This window comes from Micromonospora tarensis, from assembly GCF_016803395.1.
Taxonomy (GTDB): Bacteria; Actinomycetota; Actinomycetes; order Mycobacteriales; family Micromonosporaceae; genus Micromonospora; species Micromonospora tarensis.
In genome coordinates this window covers 1-3660 of the sequence record NZ_JAEVHL010000392.1, presented here as the reverse complement: position 1 = coordinate 3660, position 3660 = coordinate 1, and the positions used below count along the sequence as shown (strand labels likewise).

The following is a 3660-nucleotide window of genomic DNA, read 5'->3' as shown; positions in this document are numbered from 1 at the left end:
CGGGCGGGTCCGACGGCGGCGCGGAGTGCCCGGCGGGTTCGACCCGGCCGCGAGGCGCTGCACCGCCCCGGCCGCCGAGCGCAGCCGGCCGGCCAACCAGCTACGCGGGTGCTGGCGCGGTGGCACCGCCGGTCTCCAGCTCCAGGCCCTCGTAGCGCAGGGTCAACGAGGCGATGGCGATCTCGTGGCTGAGGGTGTTGAGGTGCGCGCCGCGCCACCGGGTCGGCCAGGCGTCGATCAGGTTCCAGCGCAGCACCTCGGCGGTCCCGACCGAGTCCAGCAGCACCACCGAGACGTTGCGCCGGTTGAGGGTGCCCTGGGCGGTGGCGTTCACCCAGTCCCACAACTCGCGGGACGCGGTGAGGCCGAAGTGCAGCGTCACCGGCTCGTACTCGGCCTGGCCGGGCACCATCCGCATCCGACCCAGGCCGTGCTCCCGGTACGGCTGCCCGGGGATGTTCACCTCCAACCCGGTCATCTCGGTGAAGTGGCCGTTGGTCACGCCGTTGATGAGCAGCCGGAAGTTGTACGCCCGGTACGGGTCGACCGGGGCGCCGGGCTGCGGGGTGGCGGGGGTGGGCATGTCAGCCTCCGATCGTCTCGGTCTCGGTGCCGCCGGCCCACTGGCTCAGCTTGAACACCACGAATTCGGCGGGCTTGACGACGGCGATGCCGATGTGGGCGATCACCATGCCGGCGTCGCGGACGTCCGGCGGGTTGGTCTCCTCGTCGCACTTGACGAAGAACGCCTCCTCGGGGCTGCGCCCGAGCAGCGCGCCGTCGCGCCACACCCGGGTCAGGAACGCCCCGATGTCGCGCCGGATCGAGCGCCAGAGGGTGAAGTCGTTCGGCTCGAAGACCATCCACCGGGTGCCGTTGGCGATGGCCTGTTCGATGGCGATGCTCAGTCGCCGTACGTTGAGGTAGCGCCACTCGCTGGCCTCGGCGGCGAGCGTTCGGGCGCCCCAGACGCGGATGCCCTCCCCGGCGAAGTAGCGGATCACGTTGACGCCCTTGGGGTTGAGCACGTCGTGTTCCGGCCGGTGACCAGGTAGCCCAGGTCGACGGCGCCGCGCACCGGCTCGTTGGCCGGTGCCTTGTGCACTCCGCGCAGCGCGTCGGTGCGGGCCCAGATGCCGGCGAGGTGCCCGCTCGGCGGGGTGAGCTCCAACTCGCCGCTGATCGGGTCGCGGACCCGTAGCCACGGGTAGTAGAACGCGCCGAACTCGGACTGTCGCGGCCGGTGGGCGGCCCCCTCGTGGCCGCCGGAGCCGCCCGGCTGGGCCGCGTCGCCGCCGGGACCCTCGGCGGGCTTGGGCGGTTTGCCGGAGGACGGCGTGGCGACCCGGGTCAACGCGGAGATGTCGTCGATGTCCGGTGCCGGGTCGCAGATCGCGACCATGGTGCGGGTGCGTTCGGCCATGCTGAGCAGCGCCTCGTGCGACACCGGGTCGTGGAAGCCGGGTGCCGCGATGATGGAGATCTCGTCCACCGCCTCCAGCAGTTGCAGGCCGCCGCGCCGCTGCCCGGTGCCGGTGATCGCGCCGCCCTCGCCGACGTTCACCACCCAGCAGCGCGCGCCCCCGTTGTCCAGGAAGCCGAAGACCGCCCGGGCCAGCGGGGTGCTCTCCACCCGCTCGCCGTCGGCGAAGAGCCGCAGGAACTCCGTCCAGTTGTTGACCGGTACCGCCTTGCCCAGGTGGGCGGTGCGGTTCGGGGCGACGCCGACGAAGGCGGCGATGCTGGTGCTCGCCGGGCCGATCGGTCGGGCGCCGCTGGGGACCTCCTCGACATAGATGCCGGGGGAGAAGTAGCTGGGCATCGGGCCTCCTGTGCGGATGGGTGTCAGCGGTTCGGTGGCGCGCAGACGATGACGATGTCGGGCTCGGCGGGGTCGACGTCGGCGGTGAGGACGAGCCCGCGCCCGGTCAGCCGGAGCCGGACCGGGCCCGGGTGCTCGGGGTCGTGCGGGACGCCGGTGAGCTGGAACCGGCCCTGGGGGTCGGTGCGGGTGGCGGCTCCGGTGGCGGGCAGCTCGACCCGCATCGCGGCGAGGGGTTGCTCCTCGGGGCCGACCACCCGTCCGCCGAGGGTGCGCACGTCGAGTTGCCGCAGTCGCAGCGGTCGCAGCACCGGCGGCGCCGCCGGGGTCGGGTGGTCCACCTGCGCGGGTACGTCGATCAGCAGCGCCGGTCGGGGTGCGGTGCCGAACGCCGTCCACAGTGCTGGCTCGCTGGCGTCCAGGGTGAGCGGGTAGCCGCCCTCGCCGGTCGCCGCGGTGAGCACCCGGTCCAGCCCGGCCAGCCCGGCCGGCCCGGTCACGCAGAGCAGGTAGCGGATGGTGAACCGGTACGGTTCGCGGACCGCGCCGCTGGAGCGGGTCTGCCGGGCCGGGCGCAGCTCCAGCGGCCAGAGGGTGAGCCCGTCCGCGTCGTCACACGCTCGGGGCGGGCCATCGGGACGGCTTGTCCCGCCGCGCCGGTCAACCAGGCGACCAGCTCCGTCGTTGCCGTCTCGATCGGTCCGCCTCCGGGGTTGGTCATCGCGGCGGCGTCCCCTGGATCCGGTACGCGATGGCCTCGTTCCACACGTGCGGGTAGACGCCGATCTCGAAGTACCTGGTGAACCGGTTGATCGGCGCGTTGGTGTGGTCGTGGTAGAGCAGCCACACCGGGGCGATGGTGAACAGCACGTAGTTCGCCAGCACCAGCGGGATGTAGAGCGGGCCGAGCAGGCGACCCTGGAAGATGTGCACGTCCTCGTGCCGCTGGATGCCCGAGCTGGCGCCGGCGCAGACGGTGCCGATGGTGGTGGCGTAGCGGGGCGAGACCCCCTGCACCACGCAGATCCGCCCGCTGCCCAGCGAGGTGGGCCGGTCCAGCGAGTGCCCGAAGATCAGGTGCACGGTCAGGTAGCTGGCGCCGACGACAGTGTTGAGCAGGCTCCAGGTGTGGTCGACGACGAAGAGGAAGATGCCGCGCGCGTCCGGGGCGTACACCCCGGCGGAGGCCACCGCCCAGCCGAAGACCGCGCCGACCACCAGGCCCACGACGGCGCCGATCAGCAGCCCGATCGGGCCGCCGGCCAGGAAGCCGAGCAGGGCGCCGAAGCCGACCTGGACCGCCGCGCTGAGGATTCCGAAGACCATGACGACACCCCCTCAGACCCAGGAGCGGAAGACTCGGGGTTCGCGACCCTGCGCGACCTGGGTCGGCGACGCCTGCGTCGCCTGCCGGTTGCCGGGTGGGAACTGGTTGACGCCGAGCGCGGCGGAGAAGATGACAAGCGCGTTGAAGAACGCGATGACCCACTTCTCGCCGCCGGCGTCGTCGGCGAACGCCGCTGTCAGGTAGGACAGCAGCAGCGCGATGCCGATGGCGATCCACTTGCGGAGCGTGTCGCCGCTCGGGCCGATCAGCCCGCCGATGACGTTGGTGGCCAGCAGGGTCGCGGCGCTCGCGCCGGCGATGGTTCCCAGGGCGGCCCAGGTGAAGAGATCGTTCACGGCGATCCCCCTTTTCTGCGATGGTGCGACCGGGATGTGGTGGTGGTGCGGTGCTCCCACCGGGAGCACCGGTGCCGGTCGCCGTCGTCTCGGGGGCGGCCGGGGCCGGGCGTGGCCGGCTGAGCCGGCCACCAGGTGGATCAGCCGGGCCCCCG

General features: G+C 72.7%; 6 protein-coding genes. All 6 read right to left on the bottom strand.

Going from position 1 to position 3660, the window contains the following annotated elements; genetic code table 11:
- Positions 1-100: 100 nt before the first annotated feature.
- Complete coding sequence (locus JM949_RS34475) at positions 101-583, bottom strand: phage tail protein (protein ID WP_203152216.1); 483 nt, start codon at positions 581-583, stop codon at positions 101-103.
- A gap of 1 nt (position 584) precedes the next feature.
- On the bottom strand, positions 585-1028 hold the full coding sequence (locus tag JM949_RS38260) for a phage tail sheath family protein (RefSeq protein WP_309232448.1): 444 nt from the start codon (positions 1026-1028) through the stop codon (positions 585-587).
- Positions 1001-1822 carry a phage tail sheath subtilisin-like domain-containing protein gene (locus JM949_RS34470; protein ID WP_238434414.1) on the bottom strand — a complete coding sequence of 274 codons (822 nt, stop codon included), beginning with the start codon at positions 1820-1822 and terminating at the stop codon, positions 1001-1003. Before JM949_RS34470 ends, JM949_RS38260 begins: the two co-directional genes overlap by 28 nt.
- 23 nt (positions 1823-1845) lie before the next feature.
- Positions 1846-2322, bottom strand: coding sequence for a carboxypeptidase-like regulatory domain-containing protein (locus tag JM949_RS34465; RefSeq protein ID WP_238434413.1), 477 nt, complete (start codon positions 2320-2322; stop codon positions 1846-1848).
- 217 nt (positions 2323-2539) lie between these two features.
- A complete protein-coding gene (locus tag JM949_RS34460) occupies positions 2540-3148 on the bottom strand; it encodes a glycine zipper family protein (protein WP_203152214.1) in 609 nt (202 codons plus the stop codon).
- A 12-nt stretch (positions 3149-3160) separates the two neighbouring features.
- Positions 3161-3660, bottom strand: a 500-nt coding sequence (locus tag JM949_RS34455) for a hypothetical protein (RefSeq protein WP_238434412.1), incomplete at its 5' end; no start/stop codon positions are given.

Excerpts from the sequence above, each read along its gene's own strand:
- JM949_RS34475 (WP_203152216.1), bottom strand. The coding sequence starts at position 583 with ATGCCCACCCCCGCCACCCCGCAGCCCGGCGCCCCGGTCGACCCGTAC.
- JM949_RS34470 (WP_238434414.1), bottom strand. The coding sequence starts at position 1,822 with ATGCCCAGCTACTTCTCCCCCGGCATCTATGTCGAGGAGGTCCCCAGC.
- JM949_RS34460 (WP_203152214.1), bottom strand. The coding sequence starts at position 3,148 with ATGGTCTTCGGAATCCTCAGCGCGGCGGTCCAGGTCGGCTTCGGCGCC.